The 25,187-nt window shown below is 70.8% G+C and carries 27 protein-coding genes and 1 tRNA gene; 18 read left to right on the top strand and 10 right to left on the bottom strand.

From position 1 onward, the window contains the following. Positions 1-5 precede the first annotated feature (5 nt). Positions 6-767, top strand: a complete 762-nt coding sequence (locus tag ACWEPL_RS23625) for a hypothetical protein (RefSeq protein WP_452437461.1) — start codon at positions 6-8, stop codon at positions 765-767. Positions 768-771: 4 nt separating this feature from the next. Beyond that, complete coding sequence (locus tag ACWEPL_RS23620) at positions 772-969, top strand: hypothetical protein (RefSeq protein WP_185073178.1); 198 nt, start codon at positions 772-774, stop codon at positions 967-969. Positions 970-1,053: 84 nt separating this feature from the next. Here the strand turns inward: ACWEPL_RS23620 and ACWEPL_RS23615 are convergent, their stop codons facing one another. Both ACWEPL_RS23615 and ACWEPL_RS23610 read right to left on the bottom strand, forming a co-directional pair. Beyond that, positions 1,054-1,467, bottom strand: a complete 414-nt coding sequence (locus ACWEPL_RS23615) for an ATP-binding protein (protein ID WP_363963987.1) — start codon at positions 1,465-1,467, stop codon at positions 1,054-1,056. Between the two features lie 15 nt (positions 1,468-1,482). Next, positions 1,483-2,253 (bottom strand): SigB/SigF/SigG family RNA polymerase sigma factor, encoded by a 771-nt coding sequence (locus ACWEPL_RS23610; protein ID WP_350726519.1) that lies wholly within the window; start codon positions 2,251-2,253, stop codon positions 1,483-1,485. Positions 2,254-2,427: 174 nt separating this feature from the next. Between ACWEPL_RS23610 and ACWEPL_RS23605 the strand changes: the two genes are divergently transcribed. Further along, complete coding sequence (locus ACWEPL_RS23605; protein ID WP_350726908.1) at positions 2,428-2,784, top strand: STAS domain-containing protein; 357 nt, start codon at positions 2,428-2,430, stop codon at positions 2,782-2,784. A gap of 23 nt (positions 2,785-2,807) precedes the next feature. Here the strand turns inward: ACWEPL_RS23605 and ACWEPL_RS23600 are convergent, their stop codons facing one another. Next, positions 2,808-3,509 (bottom strand): GAF and ANTAR domain-containing protein, encoded by a 702-nt coding sequence (locus tag ACWEPL_RS23600; protein ID WP_363963989.1) that lies wholly within the window; start codon positions 3,507-3,509, stop codon positions 2,808-2,810. Positions 3,510-3,588: 79 nt separating this feature from the next. Here ACWEPL_RS23600 and ACWEPL_RS23595 point away from each other — a divergent pair, with 79 nt between their 5' ends. Then, positions 3,589-5,415, top strand: a complete 1,827-nt coding sequence (locus ACWEPL_RS23595) for a SpoIIE family protein phosphatase (RefSeq protein ID WP_363965038.1) — start codon at positions 3,589-3,591, stop codon at positions 5,413-5,415. A 126-nt stretch (positions 5,416-5,541) separates the two neighbouring features. Next, positions 5,542-6,645 carry a glycosyltransferase gene (locus ACWEPL_RS23590; RefSeq protein ID WP_363963991.1) on the top strand — a complete coding sequence of 368 codons (1,104 nt, stop codon included), beginning with the start codon at positions 5,542-5,544 and terminating at the stop codon, positions 6,643-6,645. A 66-nt stretch (positions 6,646-6,711) separates the two neighbouring features. Here the strand turns inward: ACWEPL_RS23590 and ACWEPL_RS23585 are convergent, their stop codons facing one another. After that, positions 6,712-7,764 (bottom strand): PucR family transcriptional regulator, encoded by a 1,053-nt coding sequence (locus ACWEPL_RS23585; protein ID WP_452437460.1) that lies wholly within the window; start codon positions 7,762-7,764, stop codon positions 6,712-6,714. Between the two features lie 75 nt (positions 7,765-7,839). Here ACWEPL_RS23585 and ACWEPL_RS23580 point away from each other — a divergent pair, with 75 nt between their 5' ends. The 4 genes from ACWEPL_RS23580 (at position 7,840) to ACWEPL_RS23565 (ending at position 12,087) form a co-directional block, all read left to right on the top strand. Next, positions 7,840-8,757 (top strand): proline dehydrogenase family protein, encoded by a 918-nt coding sequence (locus ACWEPL_RS23580; protein ID WP_350726527.1) that lies wholly within the window; start codon positions 7,840-7,842, stop codon positions 8,755-8,757. Next, on the top strand, positions 8,757-10,382 hold the full coding sequence (gene pruA, locus ACWEPL_RS23575) for an L-glutamate gamma-semialdehyde dehydrogenase (RefSeq protein WP_397366192.1): 1,626 nt from the start codon (positions 8,757-8,759) through the stop codon (positions 10,380-10,382). The genes ACWEPL_RS23580 and pruA overlap by 1 nt, the downstream gene beginning before the upstream one ends. Before the next feature lie 115 nt (positions 10,383-10,497). Beyond that, positions 10,498-11,460 carry a GlxA family transcriptional regulator gene (locus ACWEPL_RS23570; RefSeq protein ID WP_452437459.1) on the top strand — a complete coding sequence of 321 codons (963 nt, stop codon included), beginning with the start codon at positions 10,498-10,500 and terminating at the stop codon, positions 11,458-11,460. A gap of 3 nt (positions 11,461-11,463) precedes the next feature. After that, positions 11,464-12,087: a DJ-1/PfpI family protein gene (locus ACWEPL_RS23565; RefSeq protein WP_363963997.1), complete on the top strand. Its 624-nt coding sequence runs from the start codon at positions 11,464-11,466 to the stop codon at positions 12,085-12,087. Positions 12,088-12,091: 4 nt separating this feature from the next. Here the strand turns inward: ACWEPL_RS23565 and ACWEPL_RS23560 are convergent, their stop codons facing one another. Continuing rightward, the gene (locus ACWEPL_RS23560; protein WP_363963999.1) at positions 12,092-12,325 is read right to left on the bottom strand and encodes a hypothetical protein; all 234 of its coding nucleotides are present in this window, start codon (positions 12,323-12,325) and stop codon (positions 12,092-12,094) included. A gap of 23 nt (positions 12,326-12,348) precedes the next feature. Continuing rightward, positions 12,349-12,996 carry an ArsR/SmtB family transcription factor gene (locus ACWEPL_RS23555; RefSeq protein WP_363964001.1) on the bottom strand — a complete coding sequence of 216 codons (648 nt, stop codon included), beginning with the start codon at positions 12,994-12,996 and terminating at the stop codon, positions 12,349-12,351. A gap of 67 nt (positions 12,997-13,063) precedes the next feature. Here ACWEPL_RS23555 and ACWEPL_RS23550 point away from each other — a divergent pair, with 67 nt between their 5' ends. Then, positions 13,064-14,308: an MFS transporter gene (locus tag ACWEPL_RS23550; RefSeq protein ID WP_452437458.1), complete on the top strand. Its 1,245-nt coding sequence runs from the start codon at positions 13,064-13,066 to the stop codon at positions 14,306-14,308. 56 nt (positions 14,309-14,364) lie between these two features. Next, positions 14,365-15,171, top strand: a complete 807-nt coding sequence (locus ACWEPL_RS23545) for a serine/threonine-protein kinase (protein ID WP_350726540.1) — start codon at positions 14,365-14,367, stop codon at positions 15,169-15,171. On the opposite strand, the gene ACWEPL_RS23540 is transcribed toward ACWEPL_RS23545, so the two are convergent. Next, entirely contained in the window at positions 15,172-16,053 is an 882-nt protein-coding gene (locus ACWEPL_RS23540; protein ID WP_452437457.1) for a hypothetical protein, read from the bottom strand. It abuts the gene before it with no gap. Between the two features lie 518 nt (positions 16,054-16,571). On the opposite strand from ACWEPL_RS23540, the gene ACWEPL_RS23535 reads away from it, so the two are divergent. From ACWEPL_RS23535 to ACWEPL_RS23525, 3 genes are all read left to right on the top strand, one after another. Continuing rightward, a tRNA-Pro gene (locus tag ACWEPL_RS23535) sits at positions 16,572-16,648 on the top strand. 839 nt (positions 16,649-17,487) lie between these two features. Continuing rightward, positions 17,488-17,715, top strand: a complete 228-nt coding sequence (locus tag ACWEPL_RS23530; protein ID WP_452437456.1) for a hypothetical protein — start codon at positions 17,488-17,490, stop codon at positions 17,713-17,715. A 34-nt stretch (positions 17,716-17,749) separates the two neighbouring features. Continuing rightward, the gene (locus tag ACWEPL_RS23525; RefSeq protein ID WP_363964009.1) at positions 17,750-18,247 is read left to right on the top strand and encodes a peptidase inhibitor family I36 protein; all 498 of its coding nucleotides are present in this window, start codon (positions 17,750-17,752) and stop codon (positions 18,245-18,247) included. Between the two features lie 260 nt (positions 18,248-18,507). On the opposite strand, the gene ACWEPL_RS23520 is transcribed toward ACWEPL_RS23525, so the two are convergent. Then, positions 18,508-19,197 carry a response regulator gene (locus ACWEPL_RS23520; protein WP_452437455.1) on the bottom strand — a complete coding sequence of 230 codons (690 nt, stop codon included), beginning with the start codon at positions 19,195-19,197 and terminating at the stop codon, positions 18,508-18,510. Further along, positions 19,194-20,243, bottom strand: a complete 1,050-nt coding sequence (locus ACWEPL_RS23515) for a sensor histidine kinase (RefSeq protein ID WP_452437454.1) — start codon at positions 20,241-20,243, stop codon at positions 19,194-19,196. Before ACWEPL_RS23515 ends, ACWEPL_RS23520 begins: the two co-directional genes overlap by 4 nt. 348 nt (positions 20,244-20,591) lie before the next feature. Between ACWEPL_RS23515 and ACWEPL_RS23510 the strand changes: the two genes are divergently transcribed. Next, on the top strand, positions 20,592-21,395 hold the full coding sequence (locus ACWEPL_RS23510) for a hypothetical protein (RefSeq protein WP_452437453.1): 804 nt from the start codon (positions 20,592-20,594) through the stop codon (positions 21,393-21,395). A 196-nt stretch (positions 21,396-21,591) separates the two neighbouring features. Here the strand turns inward: ACWEPL_RS23510 and ACWEPL_RS23505 are convergent, their stop codons facing one another. Further along, positions 21,592-22,443, bottom strand: coding sequence for a DUF72 domain-containing protein (locus tag ACWEPL_RS23505; protein WP_363964017.1), 852 nt, complete (start codon positions 22,441-22,443; stop codon positions 21,592-21,594). 70 nt (positions 22,444-22,513) lie between these two features. On the opposite strand from ACWEPL_RS23505, the gene ACWEPL_RS23500 reads away from it, so the two are divergent. The 3 genes from ACWEPL_RS23500 to ACWEPL_RS23490 all read left to right on the top strand — a co-directional run. Next, entirely contained in the window at positions 22,514-23,266 is a 753-nt protein-coding gene (locus ACWEPL_RS23500; protein ID WP_452437452.1) for an endonuclease/exonuclease/phosphatase family protein, read from the top strand. A gap of 73 nt (positions 23,267-23,339) precedes the next feature. Further along, a complete protein-coding gene (locus ACWEPL_RS23495) occupies positions 23,340-24,467 on the top strand; it encodes an L-talarate/galactarate dehydratase (protein WP_355192712.1) in 1,128 nt (375 codons plus the stop codon). A gap of 5 nt (positions 24,468-24,472) precedes the next feature. Further along, positions 24,473-25,187, top strand: a 715-nt coding sequence (locus tag ACWEPL_RS23490) for a mandelate racemase/muconate lactonizing enzyme family protein (RefSeq protein WP_452437451.1), incomplete at its 3' end; no start/stop codon positions are given.

Here is a 25,187-nt window from a genome sequence, read left to right as displayed (position 1 = left end):
AGGACATGAGCACCCCCAGCACCCCCAGGAGTGGCAGCGAGGAGGAGCGCGCCCAGCGCGATGAGCGCCTCCGAGACGACGGGCTCTCCGATGAGCGTCCCGGCGAGCGCTTCGACGCCCGCACCGATGAGGACGCCCGCGCCGATGAGGACGCCCGCGCCGATGGGAACGCGGACGATCGCAGGCTCGCCGACGACGGCTCGGACGACGTCCGTGTCGCGGGCGATGACCGTGTCCCGGGCGACGGCGAGCCGGAGAGGCACAGTCCGCGTGCCGGCGACGAGTACGCCGCAGCCGTGCCCGGCGCCGTGACGCCGTCCACGGCCGGGTACGACGCCGAGTACGACGACGGCACGTACCGCGACCCCTACGCCAGAACCGCCGAGGACATGCCGGCCGGGCCGGAGACCGAGCCGGGCGAGATCCCCGCGCACGCCGCCCCCGAGGACGTCGTCCTGTTCGACCAGGATCCGGACCAGGTGCAGGCCCGCTGGCGCGACCTGCAGGCGTCGTTCGTCGACGACCCCGGCGAGGCCGTGCGGCGCGCCGACGGGCTGGTCGGCGAGGTCGTCGACGCCCTCACCAGCAGCCTCGCCACCCGTACGAACGGCCTGCGCGACCGCTGGAAGGACACCGAGGCCGCCGACACCGAGCAGATGCGCCTGGCGCTGCGCGACTACCGGAGCGTCCTGGAACGCCTGCTCGCCCTCTCCGGCCGGCAAACACAGACCCAGACGACCCAGCTCCAGACCTGGGGAAGGAGGTGACGACATGCTCGCGGTAGTCGCAGCGATCATCTTCGGACTGGGGTTCCTGCTCGACCTGGTCGGCGCCCGGATCCCCGGCGGATTCTCCGGCATGACGTTCGTCCTGCTCGGCCTGACGCTGCTGGCCCTGCATCAGGCGGGCGTCGGCACGGCCGGAATCCGTACCGGTTACAGCAACTGGCGTGGCCGGGCGCGCAGGTAGGAGCCGGCCAAGGGCCCACCGGTAAAGGCCCCAGCCGGTGAGGCCCCAAGAAAACGGGAGGTCGCCGAGGACGGCGGCCTCCCGTCACTCCTTGCCGGGGAAGCGCATGATGACGGTGCTGCCGCCGTTCCCGACCCGCAGGGTCAGGTCAGCCGACACCAGGCGGGCCACCCACAGCCCCATCCCGCCCACCGCGCCCGGTCTGGGCCCGGGTTTCCAGGTGCCCCCGTCGTGCACCTCCACGATCAGGTCGCCGTTCACCGTCCAGGTACGCATGGAGGCCCGGTCGGCCCCGTGGGTGACGGCGTTGGTGGCGACCTCGTTGACCGCGATGACGAAGTCCTCGATGACGTCCTCGTGCATGCCGGCGTCGCGGGCCTCGTCCTCAGCGAACTGCCGGACCTGTGGCAGGTCCGGCAGTCGGAAGCGCAGCTCTTTCACGGGCGCGCCGGGCGGCGGGCTCGTGTAGCCCGACTGAGGCTCTCCGTCCTCGTTCACCCGGCGACCTTCTTCTCAGCCGACCAGCTCGGAGCGCAGCTGGTCGAGAACCTTGCGGAGGATACGTGAGACGTGCATCTGGGAGATCCCGAACTCGGCGGCGATCTCGGCCTGCGTCATGTTGCCGAAGAACCGCAGCAGCAGGATGTGCTTCTCGCGGGAGGGCAGCGCGTCGATGAGCGGCTTGACGGCCTCCCGGTCGACCATGGTGCTCAGCGTGTCGTCGTCCTCGGGGATGACGTCGCCGAGGGAGGCGGCGTCGTCGTCGGTGCCGAGCGGCGCGTCGAGCGACAGGGTGCTGTAGGCGGCGGAGGCGTCGAGGGTCAGCAGGACGTCCTCCTCGGTGATGTTCATCTTGGCGGCCAGCTCGGCCACGGTGGGCGACCTGCCGAGGTCCTGGCTGAGGTCGGCGACCAGGCGGTTGAGCTCCGAGCGGCGCTCCTGGTAGAGCCGCGGCACCCGGATGGCCCAGGTGCGGTCGCGGAAGTGGCGCTTGACCTCGCCGGTCATCGTGACGACCGCGTAGCCCCGGAACGCGTGGCCGAGGGTCGGGTCGAAGCCGTTGACGGCTTTCATCAGGCCGACGTACGCGGCCTGGAGAAGATCCTCCAAAGGCTCGCCGCGGTAGCGGTAGCGCCGGGCGATCTCCATGGCGAGCGGCCGGTGCATCTCGACGATGCGCTCCCGCAGTCGCTCTCTGTGACTGTCGGGGGTCTCTTCCCTGACCATTTCGGCCAGGAGCTCTTCCGCTGTCATCTCCTCGAGGACGTATTCCTGCACAGCCATCGCTGCTCCTCTTATGGGTCGCAGGCGCCCTCTCCCAGCAAAAAAGCCCAGGCAGAGGCACGCCTCGCTCAACTCTCGAGACGAAAGCCCGCTGCTGGACTCCGCATCAAGTGTCCCCCGTATCGCGGGAAGTATTCCTCCCTCCTGTGGTGACAGTAGGGTTGCTCCGTGACAATGCCGGATAACGGTGAGGGGCCCGTGGCGGCCCTGACCCTGACGTCGTCGACGGTGGACGAGATCACCGTGATCAAGGTTGACGGCGTGCTCGATGCCACGACCCGCGAGCAGTTCGCCGACTACCTGTCCCTGGCGGGGTCGGACCTGATTCTTGACCTGGCCGGGGTCACGTTCATGGACTCTCGCGCGCTCGGGCTCATCGTCCACCACTGGCAGACGAGCCTGGCGTCGGGCGCCAGGTTCGCGCTCATCGGGGTCGAATACTCCAAGTCCAAGGTGATGTGGATCACCGGGCTGGCGCAGCGGCTGCCCCTCTACGACACGCTCGACGACGCGCTGGCGGCCATCGGCTGAGGGCTGCGGCAGGGCCGCGGAGGTCAGCGTCTCGACTTGCGCTGGTGCTCGTCGACCAAGAGCCTGGCGAGGTCGGCCACCTTGACCTGGTGGTGCTGGGAGATCTTGCGAAGCTCCTCGAACGCGGCCTCGGCGGTGCATCCGCTGGTCTGCATGATGATGCCCTTGGCCTGGTCGATCACCGCCCGTCCGGCGAGGGCCTCCTGGAGCTGCGCGGCGTCGGTGCGCACCTCCTCGAACTCCCACATGTTGGCCATCGCCACCCCGACCTGCTCGGTCAGCATGTCGGCCAGCGAGTGGGCGCTCTGGGGGGAGAACGCCCCGGGGCGTACCGAATAGAGGCCGACCAGCAGCAGGGCGGGCGCCACGTCGATGGGGACGACCAGCACGGAGCGCACGCCCCAGCGGCTGGCCAGCGCGTCGTAGCGGGGCCAGCGGGGCTCGTTGAGGACGTCGGTCACGCCGGCGCGGCCGCCGCTCTGCCGGGCCTCGACGGACGGGCCCTCGCCGAGCGCGCGTTCGCCCTCGACGAGCATGATCAGCTCGCTGTGGGAGCCGGACACCAGCACCCGGTGGTCGCGCCAGTGCTCGGCCGAGGCTCCCGAGCAGCCCGGTACGCCGACGGCCAGCGCCGTGGTGAGGTCGCGCAGCACGCGTTCCGTGGAGGTGTCCTCGCCCAGCCGGCCCAGTGCGGCGAGGTCGCGGGCGAGACCGGGGGTGATCATCGCAGTTGATTTCATAGCAGGAAGCCCCTACCCGATATGGCCTCCCATATCCCTTGTGACGTAGCGTCAGAGGGTGACCATGCCGGACCTCGAACAAGCGCTGGACGCGCTGGCCGGACGCGTTTCCTCGCTTCGCGAGGCGCGGACCGCCTATCCCGCCGACCTCGCGCCCACGCTCGACGCAGCCCTCGCCGAGCTAGACACCGCAGCCGAGCTGCTGGCCGAGGCCCGCGAGGCGCTGCAGAAGGCGCCCAAGCGGGCGGGCGGCAAGAAGGACGGCGCGCAGCGGGAGCTGAAGCTGCTGCGGCAGGTGTTCCGGGCCTTTCCGGTGCCGGTCATCGTGCTGGACAGCGGTGGCGTGGTCAGGCGAATCAACCCCGAGACCTCGCAGATGCTCGGCAGCCCCGACGGCTACCTGGTGGGCCGGTCGTTCCCGCTGCTGGTGGACGTGTCGCGGCGGGCGGCGTTCCGGTCGCATCTGACGGCGGTGCTGCAGACGGGCCAGCCGTCGGCGTTCGCGACGCGGCTGGCGCATCAGGGGCGCACGCACACCGTCCAGCTGGCGCTGACCAGGATGACCATGCCGGGCGAGCCGCAGCAGATGGTGGCGGCGGTGGCGCTGCCGACCGAGGTGCAGCTGCCCGAGCCGGGCGCGGGGCGGCCCGAGCAGTCCGACGGGGCGCTGCTGCTGGCGGCGGCCAAGCGGCAGGACCTGCTGGTCAAGATGGCCAATCTGCTGCTCGAAGAGGAGACGCTGCTGCGCCCGGTCGCGCTGCCGAGGGCGACGCGGCTGCTGGCGGCCGAGTGGGCCGACTGGGTGATCGCGGACATGGTGCGCGGCGGGGTGCCGCGCCGCTCGGTCGTGGTGGCGCCGAAGAACCATCCGCTGGGCGATCTGGTCCGGCAGGTGGAATCCGCGGATCCGGCGGGCAGCCAGGTCGTGATGCAGGTGCTGGAGCGCGGCTCCGGCGTGGTGCAGGAGATGCTGGACGACGACGGCCTGCTGGGGTTCTGCGCGGACGGGCCGCTGCTGACGGCGATGGGCGCGGGCTCGATGTTGTGCGTGCCGATCGGCTCCGGCGACGGCGTGCTCACGCTGGTGCGCGCGCACGACCGGCGCCCGTTCGCGCTGGCCGACCTGGCCGTCATGCAGGAGGTGGGGCTGCAGCTCGGGCTGGCGGTACGGGCCCAGACCAGCTTCCAGGACCGTTCGCGGGCGGCGGACGCGCTGTCGGCGAGCGTCGCGCCCCGCAAGCTGCCCGACGTGCCCGGCTACGAGGCGGCGGCCGTCTACCATCCCGGCGCGTCGGTGGGCGCCGAGTTCTACGACGTGTTCCCGGTGTCCTGCGGGTGGGGGTTCGCGCTGGGCGGCGCCGTCGGCAAGGGCGAGGAGGCCGCGTCGGTCAGCGCGATGGTACGCGGTGGCCTGCGGGTGCTGGGCACCTGGGAGTCCGACCCCGACCTGGTGATGCGCAAGGTCAACGAGGCCCTGGTCGCGCAGGGCGCCGGCATGTTCGTGATGGCCGTGGCGGGCTTCGTGAAGGGGCGCGAGATCAGGCTGTCGTCGGCCGGGCACCATCCCGCCGCGCTGCTGCAGGCCGACGGCGGCGTGCGCTTCGCCGCGGGCGGCGGCGTGCCGCTGGGCCTCGCGCCCGAGGCGGAGACCAGCGTGGAGCGGCTGACGGTGGCCGCGGGCGAGACGCTGGTGCTGTATTCGGAGGGGCTGATCTCCTCCAGGAACGACCTGGGGGAGCCGTACGGCGAGGAGCGGCTGGCCGACGTGCTCGGCCGGTGCGCGGGGCAGTCGCCGTCCACCGTGGTCAAGGCGCTGGAGGCCGACAGGCACGCGTTCTCGGGCGGCCAGGTGTGGGACGAGATCGTGATCCTCGCGCTGCGGGGTGTCTGACCTGCGAAGTCAGGATGTCTGATTTTTGGGGGTTTGCGATCGAGTCAAACCTGGGTATGGTCAGAAGCGTAGACATGTGCCTAAGACGCAGGCGCACCTTTCAGTCTTTCTTCGCTGAGGTGTGCCATGAATATCGCGATCGTAGCTTCCACCGAGAGCAACCGGCGTGACCGCATCCTTTCCGTCGCCCGCGAGCTCGGCCGCGAACACCACGTCACCGTCTACTCCCGTCGTGACAGCATTGAGGGCAAGCCCAAGACGCGGGTGGCCCCGGGGGTCACGTTGGAGCAGATCGACGTGGGCCCGGCCGAGGAGTTGTCGGCCGACGGCGTCGTGCCGTACCTGAACGACGTCGGCGAGCACCTGATGCGGCGGTGGAGCCAGGACCGGCCCGACGTGATCCACGCGCATTCGTGGACCGGTGGTCTGGTCGCGGTGGCGGGCGCCAACGGGCTGGGGGTGCCGGTCACGCAGACGTTCCACACGGTCGACGCCATGCACAAGGAGCTGGAGCTGGCTCTCGGCCGCCGGGCCAGCGCGGTCATCGCGGGCTCCGGGGACGAGGAGTCGGCGCTGATCCGGCTGGGCGTGCCGCGCAACCACATCGCCGTCGTCCCGTACGGCGTCGACACCGAGCGCTTCCAGCGCCGCGGCGCGGTGGCCACGAAGGGCGCGCGCAAGCGGCTCCTGCACGTCGGGCCGCTGACGGTGGATCGCGGCGCGGACACCATCGTGCGGGCGCTGCCGGGGCTCGGCGACGTCGAGCTGGTCATCGCGGGCGGGCCCGAGCCCGAGGACCTCGACACCGACCAGGACGCCCGCCGGCTGCGCGCGCTGGCCGAGCAGCTCGAGGTCGCCGACCAGGTGACGCTGCTGGGCCAGGTCAAGCGGTCCACCGTGCCGAAGCTCATGCGCAGCGCGGACGCCGTGGTGTCGGTGCCGCGCGAGGCCGTGACGGGCATCGTCGCGCTGGAGGCGATGGCCTGCGGCGTACCGGTGATCGCCTCGGCCGTCGGCGCCCACCTGGACTCCGTCATCGACGGCGTCACCGGGCTGCTCGTGCCTCCGGACCGGCCGGCGCGCACCGCGCGGCTGGCCCGCGAGCTGCTGTGGGACCCCACCCTGCGGACCGCGCTGGGCTACGCCGGCGCCGACCGGGCGCGCTCGCGCTACTCCTGGGAGCGGGTGAGCCAGGAACTGGTACGGGTGTACGAGGCGGCCTGCGCCTGAAGCACCGAAACCCCGGCAGGCGGCAGCAGCCGCCTGCCGGCACCATGACCCGGGACCTTGACATGGTCAGGATCCGCAGAGCCGGGCGGCCTTGAGCCCCAGGTGCACGGCCAGGCGGTCGTCGCCGTCCGAAAGATCCCGGTGGGTGAGGCGCTCGGCCTTGCCCAGCCGGTAGTAGAGCGTCTGGCGGTGGATGCCGAGCTCGGCGGCCGTCTTCTGGGCGTGGCCGCCGTGGTCGAGGTAGGCCTCCATGGTCTCGGCCAGCTCGCCGTCCAGGACCGCGGTCTCGGCCGCCAGCTCGCGCAGGTCCGCCTGGCCGAGCCTGGCCAGCAGGCGGTGCACGCCCAGGTCCTCCCAGCGGGCGACGGGCGCGTACCGGGGGAAGTGCTCGGCGACGCGCAGGGCGTGGCGCGCCTCGCGCCAGCTCAGCCAGGCGTCGGCCGGGTCCGCCCGGGGCGCGCCGATGCCGGCGGCGGTGCCGTACGCGCTCTGCAGGGTCTGCGCCACCTCGCCCGCGAGGTGGGCGGGGGCGAGCAGGGCGACGGGCGAGCCGGGGCGGGCCAGGACGCCGCGCGGCAGCGTCCAGAGGGCGGCGAGGCGCTCGGCCGACTCGCGTACGGCGATCGCCGCGACGGGGCCCGGCACCTCGATGGCCGCGCCCGCCCGCTCGGACGGGTCGGCCGAGAAGAGGGCGAGCAGTCCGCGGCCGAGGTCCTGCCGGCTCCTGGCCTCCTGGGCGAGGGCGGCGGCGGCCCTGGCCACCAGCGGCGCGACGGGTTCGAGCGCGGTGAGCGAGCCCGAGTCGAGCAGCCATAGATAGCCGTAGGTGACCTCGCCGTGGCGCAGCGGCCAGCACACCCTGGCCAGGACCCCGAGCTCGGCGTCGGCGGGGATCCGGATCGGGCCGGGGGCCTTGGCGATGCCGTAGCGCTCGAAGTAGTCGCGCACCTCTCCGGTGGCGCGCCGGCGCAGGATCGACTCCTGGCGGACCGTGTCGATGTCGCCGTGCTGCGCCCCGTACGCCAGCAGCCGGAACGAGCGGTCCTCCAGCGTCGCGGACGCCCCCAGCCGGGCGGCGATCTCGTCGACGATCTCTTGCAGGTCTGCCGTGTTGTGCATTTGTATGACAGCCTGCCACATCGGCCGTTACGCACGTCGATGGCCCCCGCTGAGCTGCGTTTTTAGACTTGAGGCATGCTGGGTCAAGTGCTCCTCGCCGCGTCCGGGAGCGGCGTCGTACGTCGTGCCGTGTCGGCCTTCCCGCTCACCAGGAAGGTGGTCGATCGGTTCGTCGCGGGCGAGAGCGTCCAGGAGGCCCGCGACGCCATCGAGCGCCTGCGCGACATGAAACTCGCCGTCACCGTCGACCACCTCGGCGAGGAGACGCGCGACGCGCGGGCCGCCGAGGCCACCGCGGACGCCTACCTCACGCTGCTCGACGCCGTCAGGCCGCTCGACCTCGGCGTCAGGGGCGAGGTGTCGGTGAAGCTGTCGGCCGTGGGGCAGCGGCTCGACGACGCGATGGCGCTGGAACACGCCCGCGAGATCTGCGCCGCGGCGGCGCGCAACGGCTCGACCGTCACGCTCGACATGGAGGATCACACCACCGTCGACTCGACGCTGACGATCCTGCGCAAGCTGCGCGAGGACTACCCGTCGACCGGTGTGGCGATCCAGGCGTACCTGTTCCGCAGCGAGGCCGACTGCCGCGACCTGTCCGCCGAGGGCTCCAGGGTGCGCCTGGTCAAGGGCGCCTACCGCGAGCCCGCCTCCGTCGCGCACCAGGGCCGCGGCGCCGTGGACAAGGCGTACGTGCGATGCCTGCGGATCCTCATGGCGGGGAAGGGGTATCCCATGGTGGCGACGCACGACGATCGCATGATCGCGATCACGGAGGTGCTCGCCGACCGGTTCGGGCGGACGATCGGCGACCACGAGTTCCAGATGCTCTACGGAATCCGGACCGACCTGCAGGAGTCCCTGGCCGGGGCCGGCCACACGGTCCGCGTCTACGTCCCCTACGGCGACGACTGGTACGGCTACTTCATGCGCCGCCTCGCGGAGCGCCCCGCCAACGTCGCCTTCTTCCTTCGCGCCCTTGGGGGTAAGTAATGGATGCCATCAGCAACGTCCCCGTTCCTGCCAACGAGCGCATCTACGGGTACGCGCCGGGCAGCGCCGAGCGGTCGGCGCTGGAGGACCGCATCAAGGAGCTGGCCGGGTCGTCGATCGACCTGACCATGACGATCGACGGCGAGCAGCGCCTCGGCGCGGGCGCTCCCATCGACGTGGTGCAACCGCACAACCACGCTGCCGTCCTGGGCCGTACCAACGACGCTACGGCCCGGGACGTGCAGGACGCCGTGGACGCGGCGCTGCGGGCGGCGCCGGCGTGGCGGGCCCTGTCGTTCGACGAGCGGGCAGCGATCTTCCTCAAGGCCGCCGACCTGCTGGCCGGGCCGTGGCGGGCCACGCTCAACGCGGCGACCGTGCTGGGCCAGTCGAAGTCGGTGCAGCAGGCGGAGATCGACTCGGCCTGCGAGCTGATCGACTTCCTGCGCTTCAACGTCGCCTACGCGCGCCAGCTCTACGCCGACCAGCCGATCTCGTCGCCCGGCGTGTGGAACCGGATGGAGTACCGCCCGCTCGAAGGCTTCGTGCTGGCGATCACGCCGTTCAACTTCACCGCCATCGCCGGAAATCTGCCGACTTCTGCGGCTTTGATGGGGAATGTCGTCGTCTGGAAGCCGTCGCCCACCCAGCAGTTCGCCGCGCACTTCACGATGCGGCTGCTGGAGGCCGCCGGGTTGCCTCCCGGCGTGATCAACATGGTCACCGGCAACGGCCAGGCCGTCTCCGAGGTGGCGCTCGCGCACCCGGCCCTGGCCGGGATCCACTTCACCGGCTCCACGGCGACGTTCCAGCACCTGTGGAGCACCATCGGCCAGAACATCGCCTCCTACCACGGCTACCCGCGCCTCGTCGGCGAGACCGGCGGCAAGGACTTCGTGCTGGCCCACCCGTCCGCCGACCCGGCCGTGCTCTCGACGGCGCTGGTCAGGGGCGCCTTCGAGTACCAGGGACAGAAGTGCTCGGCGGCCTCGCGGGCTTATGTGCCGCGCTCGGTCTGGAACCGGATGCGCGACGACTTCGTGGCCACCGCCGAGTCGCTGACCGTGGGCGACGTGTCGGGCGACCTGTCGACGTTCATGGGCGGGGTCATCGACGCCCGGGCCTTCGCCAAGCACAAGGAGGCCATCGACCGGGCGCGGGCGGCCGCGAACATCGACGTCCTCACCGGCTCGTACGACGACAGCGTCGGCTACTTCGTCAAGCCGACCATCCTGGAGTCGGCCGACCCCACGGACGAGATCTTCGTCAAGGAGTACTTCGGGCCCATCCTGGGCGTGCACGTCTACGAGGACCGCGACTTCGACACGGTGCTCGACCAGATGGAGGGCATCGCCCCGTACGCGCTGACCGGCTCGATCATCGCCCAGGACCGCTACGCCATCGCGTCGGCGTCCGACCGGCTGCGCTTCGCGGCGGGCAACTTCTACGTCAACGACAAGCCGACGGGCGCGGTCGTGGGCCAGCAGCCGTTCGGCGGCGCCCGCGCCTCGGGCACCAACGACAAGGCGGGCTCGATCTTCAACCTGATCCGCTGGGTGAACGCCCGCACGATCAAGGAGACGTTCGTCCCGCCCACCGACCATCGTTATCCGCACATGGGCTGATTTTTTCAGCCCATCAAGCCCATGAGCCCCCCGGTCCTGCCCCGGGGGGCTCATGGCGTAATGTGCAATATTTGTGTCGTTGACGCCTTGACAGGCCCGCCACCAGCATGAAGACATGCAGCGACGGGTTCTCATGGTGGTCTTCCCCGGCTTCCAGCTGCTCGACCTGGCCGGGCCGTCCGACGTGTTCGCGACGGCGGCGCTGCTGGCGCCCCAGGACGGTTACCAGGTCGAGGTGGCGGCCGTGCGCGCCGGTCCCGTGCCCTCCGGCAACGGGATCGCCGTCACGGCCCGCGCCCTCGGCGAGGTCACCGGGCCCGTCGACACGCTGATGGTCGTGGGCGGGATGTCGGTCCCCGAGCAGCTGGGCGACCGGGAGCTCGTCGAGGCCGTCGCCCGGCTGGCCGCGGGCGCGCGGCGGGTCGCGTCCGTGTGCAACGGGGCGTTCCTGCTGGCCGAGGCCGGGCTGCTGGACCACCGGCGGGCCACCACGCACTGGCTGGCCGCCGGCGAGCTGGACGCCCGCTACGCGTGCGTCGAGGTGGACGCCGACCCCCTCTACATCGAGGACGGCAACGTCTGGACCTCGGCGGGCGTGCTGTCCGGCGTGGACCTCGCGCTCGCGCTGGTGGCCAGGGACCACGGCCACGCGCTCGCCCGCGACGTCGCCCGCGGCCTCGTGGTCTACCTGCACAGGTCGGGCGGGCAGAGCCAGTTCAGCACCCCGATGCGGGCCATGACGCCGCGCAGCGAGCCGCTCAGGGAGCTGCAGGCCTACATCGACGCGAACCCCGCCGCCGACCTGAGCGTCCCCGCGCTCGCCGACCGGGTGGGGATGAGCGAGCGCCACTTCTCCCGCGTCTTCACCGAGCAGACCGGCCTGTCGCCCGGCCGGTACGTCGAACGCAGCCGCGCCGAGGCCGCCAGGCGGCTCCTGGAGGTCACCGCCCACCCGCTGGACCGGGTGGCCAGGGAGTCGGGGCTCGGCACGCCGGAGACCCTCTACCGCGTCTTCCGCCGCCACTGGCGGATCTCACCCGGCGACCACCGTCGCAGGTTCCGATCGAAGGAGAAGTAAGCGATGCATGTGGCGATCCCGCTCTATCCCCGTTTCACCGCGCTCGACGCGGTCGGGCCGTACACGGTGCTGGCCTTCGCGCCCGGCTGGACGGTCACGTTCGTCGCGGCCGAGCCCGGGCCGGTCACCGACGACCAGGGCACGCTCACCCTCACCGCCACGGCCTCCTACGAGGACCTGCCCCACCCTGACGTGATCGTGGTCCCGGGCGGCCCGGGGACGTTCGACGTCATGTCCGACGAGGCGCTGCTGGGCTGGCTGCGGGAGGCCCACGAGCACAGCCAATGGACGACCTCGGTGTGCAGCGGCTCGTTCGTCCTGGCGGCCGCGGGGCTGCTGGAGGGGCTGACGGCGACCAGCCACTGGGCCCTGCTCGACATGCTGCCGCAGTACGGGGCCGAGCCGGTGAGCGAGCGCGTCGTCACCCAGGGCCGGATCGTGACCGCCGCGGGGGTGTCGGCGGGGATCGACATGGCGCTGACGCTGCTGGCCCAGGCCACCGACGAGACGACCGCGCAGTCGGTGCAGCTCGTGATCGAGTACGACCCGCACCCGCCGTTCGACGCCGGGTCGCCCAGGACGGCGCCGGAGGGCCTGGCCGAGCTGGCGCTCAAGCTCATCGCCTGACCCGCTACGACTGCACGGCCAGCTTCACGGGCGCCACGCCGTGGGTCGCCCAGTGGACCGCGATCTTCCGCACCACGGCCCGGGAGAGGTACGTCTCCTCGCCGTCCTCGATCCACAGCCGTTCGCCGGCCTTGTCGAGGATCACGTGGCCGAGGACGAATCCCGTGCCCTCGGAGTACTGGTACCGGGCCTGGGCGGCGTCCTCGCCGACCTTCTCGATGAGAGCGTAGAGCGCCACGGCGGTCAGTGTACTGGTCCGCCTCAGGGCCGCCCTGGCTGTGGGCGGCCCTGAGGCGTGCCCTCCTCCGCCGGCCCCTGACCGGCTCCCACCGGCAGCACGTCGAAGTGGATGACCACGCGTCCCGTCGACGGATCGCGGGAGTCCGGCGACGCGATCTCCCTGCGGTCCGACAGCGCGCGATACCGCTCCAGCACCTCGAACACCTCGTCCCGCAGCGCCGCGCTCTCCTCCGGCGTGAGCCGCAGCGACCGCCGCCCGTAGCCGCTCGCGCGCACCCACTCCTCGGGCGCCCGCGCCTCCTCCTCGCGCCACCGGGCCAGCTCCGCGCCGCGCTGGCGCACCAGGTCGTCCAGCAGGAACTCCATCGCGCTGGCCGTCTCGGGGTCGGAGCCCGGCTCCCCGAAGGAGAACCCGCCGGGCGTGATGCGCCAGTACTTCTCCTTGCCGCGCCCCATCCCCGGCACGACCTCGATCATGCCGTGCCCGGCCAGCTCCCTCAGGTGGTAGCTCGTGGCGCCGGTGTTCTGCCCGAGCAGGGCGGCGAGCTTGGTGGCCGTGGAGGGGCCGTGCTCGTCCAGCAGCTCGTAGATCCGCAGCCGCAGCGGGTGGGCGAACGACTTCAGGGCGTTCGCGTCGAGCGTGCGGGCGGAGAAGCTCTTGCTCTGCATGCTATGCAAGCCTATCTTTGCAAAGAAAACTATGCACACTTTCCCTTACACACTATCGGAGTGAGCCGTGGGGCGTTCGTTCGGATTTCTCTTGTCCTCCACCGCCCTGTCGAACCTGGCCGACGGCGTGCTGAAGGTCGGGGCGCCGCTGCTGGCCGTGTCGATGACCCGTTCGCCCACGCTGGTGTCGCTGGCGGGGGCGGCCGCGACGGTGCCGTGGCTGCTCCTCGCGCTGCACGCCGGGGCCCTCGCCGACCGGCTCGACCGCCGCCGCATCATGGTCGTGGCCAACGTCGCCCGGGCCGCGATCCTCTCCCTCGCCGGGCTGGCGGCCCTGCTCGGCCTGCTCGACCTGTGGGTGCTGCTGGCGGCCGTGCTCCTGGCCGGGGTGGCCGAGGTCTTCGCCGACGTCTCGGCGCAGTCGATCCTGCCCATGACCGTGCCTCAGGGCCACCTGACCAGCGCGAACGGCCGCGTCTCCACCGCCCAGATGATCGGCAACGACTTCGTCGGGGCGCCGCTGGCGGGCCTGCTCGTCGTCACCCTCCCCGCCGTCGTCTTCGGCGCCCCGGCCCTCCTGTACGGCGCCGCGGGCCTGCTGTTGCTGGGCATGCGCGGCACGTACCGGATGGACGCCCCTCGCGCGCAGGGACGGCGGCCGCTGCGGCGGGACATCGGCGAGGCGCTGCGGTACCTGTGGTCCCACCGGGTGCTGCGGAGCCTGGCCGTCACGGCCGGGCTGCTCAACCTCGCCAACGCCGCCTACTTCGCCGTCTTCGTGCTGTGGGCCGTCGGCGACGGGTCGCGGATCGGGCTGGAGCCGGGCGAATACGGCCTGATGACGACCGCGTTCGCCGCCGGGGCGCTCCCGGGGTCCCTGCTGTCGGGGTGGGTCGCGGGACGCTTCGGGGAGCTCCGCGCGCTCGTGGGATGCTGGCTGACGACCAGCCTCCTGCTCATCGTGCCGGTGGTCGTGCCCTCCCCGTGGACGCTCTACCCGACGGCCGTCCTGTGGGGCGTGGTGGGCGCGGCGGGCAACGTCCTGGTGATCTCGGCCCGGCAGCGGCTGATCCCGGCCGAATTGCTCGGGAGGGTCAATTCGGCATACCGCCTCGTCGGCATGGGTGGGATGCCACTCGGGGCGGCGCTGGGAGGCGTTGTGGCCGAGTTTGCGGGGCTTGGTGCCGTCCTCGTGGGCGCCACTGGAGTATGTTTGGGGGGCGTCGGACTGGTGTGGCGCGCGTTGTCTGATCGAATTTCTAGGCCGTTGACCAGCGCACCCGCACTTTCCGACATATCAGGATCACGTTAGGCACCCTACGGCCTGTGCTGAAGTGACATGATTATCCCCGAGCAAGAGGGGATGGTATGCGGGAGATCGGCGGACGGTACCTCCTGAACGAGGAGGCCGGTCGTGGGGGTATGGGTGTCGTCTGGCGTGCGTTCGATCAGCTCCTCCACCGTACGGTGGCGCTGAAGGAGCTGACCTTGGCCGGTGAGGCCGAGATGGTGCGCCGCCGGGTGCTGCGTGAGGCCAGGATGGCTGCCGGGCTGACGCACCCTAACATCGTTACGGTCCACGACCTGATCGAAGAGGGCGGCAAGCTCTGGATCGTGATGGAATACCTGGACGGGCTCTCGTTGCACCAGCTGCTCTCCCAGGTGGGCACCTTACCGGCCCAGTCGGTCGCCGCGATCGGGCAGCATCTGCTCGCCGCGCTACGGACCGCCCACCAGGCCGGAGTGCTGCATCGCGACGTGAAGCCCGCCAATGTGATGCTGACCGGCGACCGGGTGGTGCTGACCGACTTCGGCATAGCGACCGCCGAGGGCGACATCCGGATGACCAGGTCGCGGCGGTTGCGGGGCACTCCGGCGTTCATGGCGCCCGAGCGGCTGCACGGGGGGCCGGCCAGCAAGGAGGCCGACATGTGGTCCTTCGGCGCCACCCTCTACAGCGCCGTCGAGGGCCAGCCGCCCTACCCGGGCCAGGACGCGGCCACGGTGCTCGGCATGGCCCGCAGCGGCCCGTACCCACCGCCCCGGCGGGCCGGGGTGATGCGGCCGCTCATCGAGGGCCTGCTCCACCACGACCCGGTGCGGCGCTACACGCCGGACCAGACGGCGGGCCTGCTGGCCGGCATGCGCGCCAGCTCGTTCCAGGCCGCCATCTGATCAGATTCCCCTGCCGGGTTGCCTGCCCGGCAGGATCTCCATGCGGATGTCGTCGTTCTGCGGGAGGACGTACGTACGGCCCCCGCCGTCCCGCCAGTCCTTCTCGCTCACCGGCGGCACGAGATAGTAACGGTCGTCACGGACGAGCAGGAGCCGCATTCCCGTGTAGGAGTGCCGGTATTTCCCGGTCCTGTATTTCTGGTGCTCGACGCCTGTGGGGTTGATCGAGAGGTCGTCCTTCGACCAGATCACCACCTGGGTCCGCTCGGGCAGATCGCGCACGGCTTGCTCGGCCGTCCTCGTCCCCCGCCCGTTGGCGTACAGGGACGCGGCCCAGAGCAGTGAGAAGACGGCCATGGCCACGCTGAAGGCGAAGGCGATCCGGCTGGATTTCCGGGCCGGCGACGGCCAGGTCAGCAACAGCAGGCCGAGGGCCGACAGCGCGAGCAGCTGGTACGTACCCAGCTGCCACCATCGGTTGAGCACGGCGACGGCGCAGACGAGCCCGGCGAGAGCGAGCCCGCCTCCCACGACCCTGCGGTCCGCCACGACCGGCACCCGGCTCTTCAGCCGCGCCCCGGCCCCCCGCAGCCATTGGGGCACGAACCGGACCAGCAGGGCCCGGTGGGCGGCGACGGCGAGCGCCAGCGGGATCGCCACCATCCACGGCAGGAAACCGGTGTCGAAGAGGTTGACGCCGTAGATGGCGTACTCGTCGGCGCCGTACCCCAGGTCGGTGGCCCTCAGACTGAAATACTGAAGGTAACCCTCCAGGTAGGCCCATCCCATGTAGATGAGCACCGCCGCGCTGACGGTGATCAGCGCGGTGATCAGCCCGATCGCGTCGAGCGGACGCGACTCGCCCTGCCCGCTTTCCTGCACGGCTACCGAGCCTGCGGAGCGGCGGTGGTGGGCAGAGCCTCCGGCGACGGCTCCGGGGACGCCTCGGGAAGGGGCTGGGCCGTAGTCGTGGGCTGCGGGACCGTGATGGTGGGAGACGGGGTGCCGGGCGGCGCGATCGAGGGGCACGGCAACGGCGCTTCACCACTGCCGGTCGGGCATGGTCTGCGCCTGGACCGCGTCGGTTCGGGGGTGCGCACGCCTTTCTTCACTGACCGCGTCGGAGTCTTCGACTTCGACGCGACCGGCGTCCCCGACGCCGGCGGGTCCACCTGTCCGTCTCCGCACGCGCAGAGCGATCCCAGCAGGAACGCGGTGACGATGATCTCGGCCAGCGAGCTCCGCCAGGACATTCCGCCGGGCCCTCCTCGCGTGCGACGCCGTCACGGTGTTCATCACTGCGCGCGATGGAGGCGTTACGGCGTTACTGTCCATGATCCCGCACCTCGGATGTGCGCTAAGGTTGTGACGTTCCGCTCCGCAGGGGCGGCCGGCGCGACCGGGACGTAGCGCAGCTTGGTAGCGCACTTGACTGGGGGTCAAGGGGTCGCAGGTTCAAATCCTGTCGTCCCGACCAGATTCTCGCTGGTCGATGAGGGTGTCACTCAATAGGATGGCACCCTTTCGCATGGGTGGGTGACCAACGCGGCGAAGAGGGTGTCCATCGCCGTAGCTCCTTGCAGGAGTACGGGGCGGATCTGCTTACGGTGGACGGCTTCGGTGACGGCCGTCCCGCTGTGGCCGACGAGCCGCGCGATGTGCCGGGGTGGGAGAGCAGCGAGACGGAGCTGTGGCGCGTCTCGTCTCGTCTCGTCTCGTCTCGCGAGAAGTCCAGTGGTAGGCGGGCATCCCCGCGTCCTTGATGATCTCCCGGAAGGCGCGTCGGACGTTGTGGACGTCGAGCGGCGTGCCGACGAGCAAGGCGAAGACGAGCCCGTGATCCTGCCAATTCTCGCCCGCCGCCCTTCGCCGCGCCTCCTCCCGCCAGCCGAATTGAGTATGGGTTACTCAGGCGTGCGGATCGTTGCCGGTTTACCTTCACAGAGCAGGTAACGGAGGGAGTGGCCCGTGGTCACCAACGAGACGTACAGGGCAAACGCCGACGTCACGCGGGTGAAGATGCTCGCAGATACGAGGTCGAGTTCCTGGGCGGGCTGTCGGAGACGCAGAAGGCGGCGTTCGAGGGTGCGGCCGATCGCTGGGTGCAGATCATCCTGGGAGATCTGCCTGAGATGCGGATGCCCGGCCTCGCAGCGATCGACGACCTCAGGGTCATGGCGGGGGCATGCGCATCCACCAAGGGATACTCGGCGCCGCCGGGCCGCTGGTGATGCGCCCACGTCATCACCCACGAGATGAGGCACGCGCTGGGCTTCGGTGCCACCGACTGGCGGCTGAATCTTCGACATCGAGCTGATGACGCCTAGCGTCGACGCCAACCGGCAGCTCAGCCGGCTGACCGTCGCTGCCCTGCAGCACCCCGGCTACCAGGTCGACCTCGAGGCCGCCGAGACGTTCCTGCTGCCCGAAACGCCGCCGAGCACGGCCAAGACGGTCTTCACCTGCGCGGTAGATCACCAGCCCACGCATCCGGGACGGGACCCCCGATGCACCGGCACCATCCGGCAACACGCCATGCCCTAACCGGGCCACAACCCCCCAAACCAGGAGAGTCTGCATGACAGGGAGAGAAAGTAGCAGCTCGCTGATACCCATAGTGGTCGCCGTTATCGGCCTGATCACGGCCCTCGTGACCTCACCGCTGTGGGGCGAACCGGTATGCCGGGCAGTCGGGGTCTGCCAGGACGGCGGTAGCCACTCCGCCTCGGCAGGCAACCCTAAGAGTAGCCACAACTCCTCCAAGCAATCATCCAAGCCGACCAACGGCGCGGCGGGGTGGAGCTGCCCCGGTGGACTGTTCTGCGGATGGGATGACGCTCAAGGTGAGGGCGCCATGATCGTTCAAAAGGACGCCACCTGCAGCATGTATGACATCGGGAGCGCCGGCTTGGGGGACCGGCTGACCTCGTATCAGAACCGGACCGGCAAGAGCGTCGCACTGTACAACTGGACGGGTACCGAATGGCAGCCACTCGTGAACGTGCCCGACGGTGCGAAGGGCGACATGCCACAGTCTGCGGACAACATGACTGACGCAGTGAAGATCTGCGCCTGACCAACCAGATCAGAGGGCGGTTCGCGAGTCGATGCCCGTGATGCCGTTGCGTGATCGGACGCGGCGGGGTTCGGGTGTGCTGGGATGCCCGTCGTCGCAGCTCCTTGCAGGAGTACGGGGCGGATCTGCTCGCGGTGGACGGCGATGGGTCCAGCAGGAGGCGGGCATCCCTGCGGTCTTGACGATCTTCCGGAAGGCTCGGCGTACGTTGCGGGCCGGCCTGAACCCCGACCCCGCCCCGCAATGACGACGACCAGGTCTCAGATGGTGATGAGCCCGCCTTCGTAGGCGGCGATGACGAGCTGGGCTCGGTCCCGGGCGTGCAGTTTGGCCAGGAGACGGCCGATGTGGGTTTTGACCGTGCCGACGGTGAGGTGGAGGTGCTCCGCGATCTCGGAGTTGGACATCCCCTTGCCGATGAGGGTGAGCACCTCGCGCTCGCGTTGGGTGATGTCGTTGAGGTCCCGCATGACCGGGGCGGAGTGCGGGCCTCGCAGGAAATCGGCGATGAGCCGGCGGGTCACGGTGGGCGCGAGCAGCGCTTCGCCGGAGGCGACGACCCGGATGGCGGCCAGGAGCTCGCTCGCCGTCGCGCTCTTGACGAGGAATCCGCTGGCGCCGGCCCTGAGCGAGGCGTACACGTATTCGTCCAGGTCGAACGTGGTGAGGATCAGCACGCGGACGCCGGCGCTGTCCGGGTCGGCGCAGATACGCCGGGTCGCCTCGATGCCATCCATGTCGGGCATACGCACGTCCATGAGGACGACGTCGGGTCGCCGCAGGCGGGCCAGGAGCACGGCTTCGGCGCCGGTGCCGGTCTCGCCCACGGTGGCCAGCCCCGGTGTGGTGTCGATGAGGAGTTTGAGGCTGTCGCGCACCAGGACCTGGTCCTCGGCCAGCAGGACCCGGACGGGCGGGGGCGGATCGTGTGCGGCGGCGTCGGTGGTCATGTGATGGTGCCGTTCGGGTCGTAGGGCAGGCGAGCGGTCACGTGAAAGCCTCCTTCGGGCCGGCGCCCCGCGCTGAACGTGCCTCCGTACATCTTGGTCCGTTCGCGCATGCCGATCAGGCCGTGTCCGCCGTGGCCCGCGCGCGGCGGCCGGCCGTGGCGGGGGCCGTCGTCGACGACCTCGATCATGGCTTCCCGTCCGTCGATCTCCACGGTGACGGAGCAGCGGGTGGGCGCCGCGTGGGTGATGACGTTGGTCAGAGCCTGTTGCACGATGCGGTACACCGACATCGCGACCGCGGGAGGCAGCACGGCCTCTTCGCGGACGGTCAGATCCACCTCCACCCCGGCCGAGCGGGCATGGGCGGCCAGCTCGGGCAGGTCCGCCATGCCGGGAACGGGCAGGTGGGTCTGGTGGGGATCGCCGTCGGAGCGCAGGAGGCCGAGCACCCGGTGGATCTCGGCGAGCGTGCTTCGGCTGGTCTGCTCGATGACGTCCAGCGCGGCGCGTACCTCGTGCGGGCGGGCGTCGGCGACATGGTTCGCGACGGTGGCCTTGACGGCGATCACGCTCATGCTGTGGCCGATGACGTCATGCAGTTCGCGGGCGATGCGCCTGCGTTCGTCGGCCACGGCCGCCTCGGCGAGGTGGCGGACGAGGCGAGCGGTCGTGTCCCGCTTCCAGCGGACGGCCGTCCCGATGGCCCATCCGGCCGTCAGCAGCACGCAGATCGCGCCGATCTCGACCGGCCAGTACGGCGGCAACTCGCTGGGCGCCGTCGCGGGTGGAAGGCCGGGGAGCACCTGCTCGTAGAAGATCAGGATGGCGGTCACCGAGCCGGCCACGCACACCGACAGGCCGCCCAACGACCACACGACCGAGGCGGTGGAGGCCACCAGGTACAGCACGAGCACGGTCGGCACGAACGACACCCAGATCGCGCCCGCCGCGACGGCACCGGCCAGCGTCGCCAGCACTGCCGCGGCGCACGCGAGCCCCAGCATGGCCCGCGGCCGGCGCCGCCGGAACGCGACCGGAAGACTCATGACCGCCGCTACCGGCCAAGCCGACCAAGCGGGCCACCACGACGACGGGCCAGGCGGATCGACGATGGCATAGCCGACGGTCAGCGCCACGATGACCGCCACCACAGCGTCGGCAACGCCGTGCCCACCGAGCCGCCGAGCCCGAACCATGACCAGAAGTTATCGCCTTTCCCGATCAACCGGCATCTGCCCACGGTCGGACATCCGCATCGGTCTGGGGTCGTAGCACCGGCTCATGTATGCCGGCCAAGATGCCACCCGAGCCAGACGCGCCCGCACCCCACAGCCCATCACCATGCTGGTGCACCCGGCATACCGGGCCGAGAGCGACAAATCTGGGAGGAACCGATGAACGTCGATCTTCGGGGGCGAATCACACGTTGGCGACAGGCCGCCGCGGACCGGCGCGCCGCCAACGCCGCGGCCGACCTGGACCGACAACCCCCGTTTCCCGGACGATGGGTGAGCGCCGTCTCGCTGATCGGCGGCCCCGCCCTCATCATGACCGGGACCGTCCTGCGCTCCCAGTTCTACTACTTCGTTCCTTACCAACTGGCCGCCTACTCCCAGCACCCCGCGCTCATCAGGGTCGCCTATACCTGCTTCGCCGCGGGGTTCGTCCTGCTGTGGCCGGCGGTCATGACGCTGGCGCAGAGGATCGCCGCCACCAGCCCGCTGTGGGGCCTGTGGGGCGGCTGCCTGGTGATCGTCGGCCTGTTCACCCGGACCTTCCAGTTCGGCACCGATCACCTGGCCTTCTACCTGACCGACAGCCTCGGCCTGCAAACGATGCTCAAGGGCATCGACGATTATTACCTGGCATGGCGGGACGCGATGTGGAATCCGTTCAGGGCCATATCCGGACCGGCCTTCTTCGGCTGGGTCGTGCTGGCCGTCGGCGCCTACCGCTCCGGCGCCCTGGGGCTGGGCCGCTCGGTCGCGCTCGGCCTGATGTCGGCGCTCGCGCTCGGGACGCTCAAAGGCACCGAACCGCAGTCCTTCATCGCTGTGGGCGGCCTCTGCGTCGCCTTCATCCCCCTGGGCATTTCCCTGCTGCGCAGCGGTCCTCCGCCGACCAGACGCGCGATGTTCTGGATCGTCGTCCTCATCCTCGTGCACATCCTCATGACGGCCTACGGCCCAAGGGGATGAGGACCCCGACCCGGTGGCGAGCCCGGGAACCCGCCTCGCCGGCACATCCACCCGTACGCGGCTCCGCAGCCGGTCGGGGTGCCGCCGGGCCGATCTCCTGGAGGCGCAGCCGTTTCCCGCGGCCGATGTGGCAGCTGCGGGGGTCGATCCGTTCGACGTGCACGGTCATGGGTCTCGATCAAGCCCATGGTCGCGGTCAGAAAAGGGTCAGCGGGTCCGCGGGCTCGGGGTCGGGGAGCGGGGTCAGGGCGGGGAGGCGGGCGCGTACCGCCTCGTGGAAGTCGCGGGCCAGCTTCGGCGCGTCGGCGTTGTCCGGCGTGTGCACGAAGAACGTGGGGGAGCGGCCCTCGCGCAGCCAGTCCGTGACGACGTCCAGCCAAGGCCGCCAGCCCTCGACGGTGCGGGCCTCGGCGTCCCGGCCCAGGTAGCGGACGATCGGGTGGCCGGTGAGGGCGCGCGTGCGGCGCGGCACGCGGGGCTTCTTGGTCCACGCGTCGCGCTCGGCGTCGCTGGTCGGCGGGCTCTGGAAGAGCGTCGTGGTGTCGAACGGGACCCACTCGGCGTCCGCGGCCGCCAGGACGCGCTCCAGGAGCCGTTCGGATCGCCGGTCCTCGAAGAAGGCGCGGTGGCGGACCTCGACGGCGTACCTGTGGGAGCGGGGGAGCCGGTGCAGGAAGGCCGCGAGGGTGCCGAGGTCGGTGGGGGAGAAGGAGCCGGGCAGCTGGATCCAGAGCGCGTGGGCTCGCGGGCCCAGCGGCTCGATCGCGTCCAGGAAGGCGTGGAGGTGCTCGTCGGCGCCGATCAGGCGGTGCTCGTGGGTGATGGGCTTGGGGAGCTTGACGACCATGCGGAAGTCGGGGGCGGTCTGGCCGGCCCACGATTCCACCGTGGCGCGCGTGGGGGTCGCGTAGAAGGTCGTGTTGCCTTCCACCGCGTCGCACCAGGTCGCGTACGAGCGCAGGCGCTCCCTGGGCGGGAGGTGGCCGGGGAGGAACCGACCTTGCCAGCGCGCATGAGTCCACATCGCGCATCCCACGTGAAGCCGCATGCTCTCGACGGTATCGGAGATCCGTTGAGACGCTGTCATGGTCATCGACGGGCGAAAGGAAGGGCAATCCATGCCTCGTGTCCGACTGCTTCTCGTGATCGTCCTCGTCGCGGTGAGCGCCGTGGCCGCGCCCGCGGCGGCCGCGCAGGAGTTCCGCGTGCTGCAGCTCAACCTGTGCCACAGCGGCGTCAACACCTCCTGCTTCAACGGCGCCGCCACCCTCCAGGAGGCGAACGCGGTCATCGCCGCCAAGCAGCCCCACGTCGTCTCCCTCAACGAGATCTGCAGGAACGACCTGCCCCAGCTGGCCCCCGCCATGGGCAGCGGTTTCTCCACGTTCGCCCCGGCCCGCCGTCCCGATGGCACGCCCGTGCGCTGCACCAACGGGGACGAGTACGGCAACGGCCTGATCTTCCGCTCCCCGGTCACCGGGGCCGTCTTCTCCGGCCAGTACGCCACCCAGGACAGCGGCAGCGAGAAGCGCGTCTACGTGTGCGCCGAGTTCGCGGAGCTCGTCGGGTGCAGCACCCACCTGTCGACCACCGGGAGCGTCGCCATGGCCCAGTGCAAGGCGGCGATCGCCCTGCTGCGCGACCGGGCCGTCGCGGGCCGGCAGACGTTCCTGGCGGGCGACTTCAACCTCAAGTACGCCCCGCTGATCGGGCCCGATGTCCAGGACTGCAACGCCGCGCCCTTCTTCAGGAAGGGGGACGGCAGCGTGCAGCACGTCTTCGCGGCCAACCTGGGCTTCGTGCGGACGGAGGTGACCCGCATGACCTACACCGACCACCCCGCCCTGCTTGTCGTGCTGACGCGGCCCTGAGGCGAAGTTGTCATACGAGTGATGGCTTCGTATGATGACTGACAACATCGCCGCCTACCCTCTTGGACCGCCCATGGCCGCCGACCGCATCCGCCACGTCTCGCTCTCCTCCGTCACCCTCCCGCTCGACGTCCCCATCAGCGACGCCAAGGTGCTCACCGGGCGGCAGAAGCCGATGACCGAGATCGCCTTCCTCTTCGCCGAGATCACGACCGAGGACGGTCACGAGGGCACCGGGTTCAGCTACTCCAAGAGGGCGGGCGGCCCCGCGCAGTACGCCCACGCCAAGGAGGTCGGGGCCAACCTGATCGGCCAGGACCCCTCCGACATCGGCAAGGTGTACGACACCCTGCTGTGGGCGGGCGCCTCGGTCGGCCGGTCCGGGGTCGCCACGCAGGCGCTGGCGGCGATCGACGTCGCGCTGTGGGACCTGAAGGCGAAGCGGGCGGGGCTGCCGCTGGCCAAGCTGCTGGGGTCCTATCGCGACTCGGTCCGGACGTACAACACCTCGGGCGGTTTCCTGCACGCGCCGATCGAGGAGGTCAAGGCCCGCGCCACCCAGTCGCTCAAGGACGGCATCGGCGGGATCAAGATCAAGGTCGGGCAGCCCGACACCAAGGAGGACCTGCGGCGGCTGGCCGCGGTGCGCGAGCACCTCGGCGACGACGTGCCGCTCATGGTGGACGCCAACCAGCAGTGGGACCGGCCGACGGCCCTGCGGTTCGGGCGGGCGGTGGAGGAGCTCGGGCTGGTCTGGATCGAGGAGCCGCTGGACGCCTACGACGCCGAGGGGCACGCGCAGCTGGCCGCCGCCCTCGACACGCCCATCGCCACCGGCGAGATGCTCTCCAGCGTCGCCGAGCACGTCCGCCTCATCGAGGCCCGCGCCGCCGACATCATCCAGCCGGACGCCCCGCGCGTCGGCGGCATCACGCCCTTCCTGCGCCTGGCCACCCTCGCCGACCACGCGGGGCTGCAGCTGGCGCCGCATTTCGCCATGGAGATCCACCTCCACCTGGCCGCCGCCTACCCGCGCGAGCCCTGGGTCGAGCACTTCGAGTGGCTCAACCCGCTCTTCAACGAGCGGCTCGAGACCCGCGACGGCCGCATGATCGTTCCTGACCGGCCGGGGCTCGGGTTCACGCTCAGCGAGCAGTGCCGCAAGTGGACCGTGGACAGCGTCGAGTTCGGGAAGGCCTGAGACCGATGGGTGACCGCGTCGCGTCGGTGCGGTTCGGGCATTACGCCGTGCCGCTGGCGCATCCGGTGAGCGACGCCAAGGTCGCGACGGGGCGCCAGCGGCCCCTGTCCCAGATCGACGTGCTGACCTGCGAGATCACGACGGACGACGGGCTCGAGGGGCTCGGGTTCTCGTACACGACGCGGGCGGGCTGCCGCGCGCAGTTCGCCCACGCGAAGGAGGTCGGGGAGAACCTCCTCGGCCGGGATCCGTCCGACATCGGCAGGTTGTACGACGTGCTGCTGTGGGCGGGGGCGTCGGTCGGGCGTTCGGGGGTGGCCACGCAGGCGCTGGCGGCGGTCGACGTCGCGTTGTGGGACCTGAAGGCGAAGCGGGCGGGGTTGCCGCTGGCGAAGCTGCTGGGGTCCTATCGCGACTCGGTCCGGACGTACAACACCTCGGGCGGCTATCTGCAGGCTCCGGTCGAGGAGGTCAAGGAGCGGGCCCGGCAGTCGCTGAGCGACGGCATCGGCGGGATCAAGATCAAGGTGGGGCAGCCCGACACCCGGGAGGACCTGCGGCGGCTGGCCGCGGTGCGCGAGCACCTCGGTGACGACGTGCCGCTGATGGTGGACGCCAACCAGCAGTGGGATCGGGCCACGGCGCTGCGGTTCGGGCGGGCGGTGGAGGAGCTCGGGCTGGTCTGGATCGAGGAGCCGCTGGACGCCTACGACGCCGAGG

This window comes from Nonomuraea sp. NPDC004186, assembly GCF_053603495.1.
Note: the sequence above shows the minus strand (reverse complement) of the source record. Positions and strands in the feature narration are given on the sequence as shown.

Excerpts from the sequence above, each read along its gene's own strand:
- ACWEPL_RS23625 (WP_452437461.1), top strand. The coding sequence starts at position 6 with ATGAGCACCCCCAGCACCCCCAGGAGTGGCAGCGAGGAGGAGCGCGCC.
- ACWEPL_RS23620 (WP_185073178.1), top strand. The coding sequence starts at position 772 with ATGCTCGCGGTAGTCGCAGCGATCATCTTCGGACTGGGGTTCCTGCTC.
- ACWEPL_RS23610 (WP_350726519.1), bottom strand. The coding sequence starts at position 2,253 with ATGGCTGTGCAGGAATACGTCCTCGAGGAGATGACAGCGGAAGAGCTC.
- ACWEPL_RS23605 (WP_350726908.1), top strand. The coding sequence starts at position 2,428 with ATGCCGGATAACGGTGAGGGGCCCGTGGCGGCCCTGACCCTGACGTCG.
- ACWEPL_RS23600 (WP_363963989.1), bottom strand. The coding sequence starts at position 3,509 with ATGATCACCCCCGGTCTCGCCCGCGACCTCGCCGCACTGGGCCGGCTG.
- ACWEPL_RS23595 (WP_363965038.1), top strand. The coding sequence starts at position 3,589 with ATGCCGGACCTCGAACAAGCGCTGGACGCGCTGGCCGGACGCGTTTCC.
- ACWEPL_RS23590 (WP_363963991.1), top strand. The coding sequence starts at position 5,542 with ATGAATATCGCGATCGTAGCTTCCACCGAGAGCAACCGGCGTGACCGC.
- ACWEPL_RS23585 (WP_452437460.1), bottom strand. The coding sequence starts at position 7,764 with ATGCACAACACGGCAGACCTGCAAGAGATCGTCGACGAGATCGCCGCC.
- ACWEPL_RS23580 (WP_350726527.1), top strand. The coding sequence starts at position 7,840 with ATGCTGGGTCAAGTGCTCCTCGCCGCGTCCGGGAGCGGCGTCGTACGT.
- pruA (WP_397366192.1), top strand. The coding sequence starts at position 8,757 with ATGGATGCCATCAGCAACGTCCCCGTTCCTGCCAACGAGCGCATCTAC.
- ACWEPL_RS23570 (WP_452437459.1), top strand. The coding sequence starts at position 10,498 with ATGCAGCGACGGGTTCTCATGGTGGTCTTCCCCGGCTTCCAGCTGCTC.
- ACWEPL_RS23565 (WP_363963997.1), top strand. The coding sequence starts at position 11,464 with ATGCATGTGGCGATCCCGCTCTATCCCCGTTTCACCGCGCTCGACGCG.
- ACWEPL_RS23555 (WP_363964001.1), bottom strand. The coding sequence starts at position 12,996 with ATGCAGAGCAAGAGCTTCTCCGCCCGCACGCTCGACGCGAACGCCCTG.
- ACWEPL_RS23545 (WP_350726540.1), top strand. The coding sequence starts at position 14,365 with ATGCGGGAGATCGGCGGACGGTACCTCCTGAACGAGGAGGCCGGTCGT.
- ACWEPL_RS23530 (WP_452437456.1), top strand. The coding sequence starts at position 17,488 with ATGACGCCTAGCGTCGACGCCAACCGGCAGCTCAGCCGGCTGACCGTC.
- ACWEPL_RS23525 (WP_363964009.1), top strand. The coding sequence starts at position 17,750 with ATGACAGGGAGAGAAAGTAGCAGCTCGCTGATACCCATAGTGGTCGCC.
- ACWEPL_RS23520 (WP_452437455.1), bottom strand. The coding sequence starts at position 19,197 with ATGACCACCGACGCCGCCGCACACGATCCGCCCCCGCCCGTCCGGGTC.
- ACWEPL_RS23515 (WP_452437454.1), bottom strand. The coding sequence starts at position 20,243 with ATGAGTCTTCCGGTCGCGTTCCGGCGGCGCCGGCCGCGGGCCATGCTG.
- ACWEPL_RS23510 (WP_452437453.1), top strand. The coding sequence starts at position 20,592 with ATGAACGTCGATCTTCGGGGGCGAATCACACGTTGGCGACAGGCCGCC.
- ACWEPL_RS23505 (WP_363964017.1), bottom strand. The coding sequence starts at position 22,443 with ATGCGGCTTCACGTGGGATGCGCGATGTGGACTCATGCGCGCTGGCAA.
- ACWEPL_RS23500 (WP_452437452.1), top strand. The coding sequence starts at position 22,514 with ATGCCTCGTGTCCGACTGCTTCTCGTGATCGTCCTCGTCGCGGTGAGC.
- ACWEPL_RS23495 (WP_355192712.1), top strand. The coding sequence starts at position 23,340 with ATGGCCGCCGACCGCATCCGCCACGTCTCGCTCTCCTCCGTCACCCTC.